Raw genomic sequence first — 864 nt, forward strand, 5'->3', positions numbered from 1 at the left:
AAGGCGTCATCCGTCTTAATCCAATCGGTCTCTATCTCCGCGACTTCGACTGGACTGCACAGCTTTGAAAGGCATGGCCCGAGCATGAATATCAGACACAGAAGACAACGGGCTACGCTGGCCATCGGCCTCTTGGTTTTTGCGATCGTCCCCTTGACCGTACTCGACCCCCGGACTGCGCTCGCCGCTGATGGTGTCACGGCCAATGAGGCGAAAGGCATGGGGCTCTCGACCCAATGGCGCGGGTCGAAAGGCCTAGTCACCAAGGGCGCGGACGGTAAGGTGATTTTTCTCTATGGCGAGGTTCAGCCATCGGTCGTCTGCTCACCGCTGCAGGTCTGCGATATCGAACTTCAGGGCGGCGAGGTGGTGCGCGATGTGCTGGTCGGCGATACGGTCCGCTGGAAAGTAGAGCCGGCGACATCGGGCGCGGCCGGGGGCCAGGCCATCCATCTTATCGTCAAGCCATCCGAACCGGGACTTGTCACCTCGATGGTGGTGACCACATCTCGGCGGACATATCATATCCAGCTCAAGTCGCATCCCACGCAATACATGGCCCGCGTCGGCTTCGAATACCCCGAGGATGTGTCCACGAAACTCGCCGACGTCAACGCGCGGCTTGAAGCCAGTACGATCCCCGGCACCGGGGTGCCGGCGGAGCAGCTAAGCTTTTCCTATTCCATATCAGGCAGTGCCGGCTGGCGGCCGACACGGGTCTATTCCGATGGCCTGAAAACCTACATCCAGTTCCCGCGGTCGATCTCGGGTCAAGATGCGCCGGTTCTCTTCGTCGTCTCCGGTGGCCAGAACCGTATCGTCAACTACCGCATGAAGAGCAATATGATGGTGGTCGATTACAAC

General features: G+C 59.6%; 1 protein-coding gene. It reads left to right on the forward strand.

Annotation, left to right across the window (positions count from 1 at the left end; all coding sequences use genetic code 11):
* Nucleotides 1-84: 84 nt before the first annotated feature.
* On the forward strand, nt 85-864 hold a 780-nt coding region (gene trbG / locus T18_RS24365), incomplete at its 3' end, for a P-type conjugative transfer protein TrbG (RefSeq protein WP_323455272.1).

Origin of the sequence: Rhizobium sp. TBD182, from assembly GCF_001950375.1 — a bacterium.
In the GTDB taxonomy this organism is placed as follows: domain Bacteria; phylum Pseudomonadota; class Alphaproteobacteria; order Rhizobiales; family Rhizobiaceae; genus Agrobacterium; species Agrobacterium tumefaciens.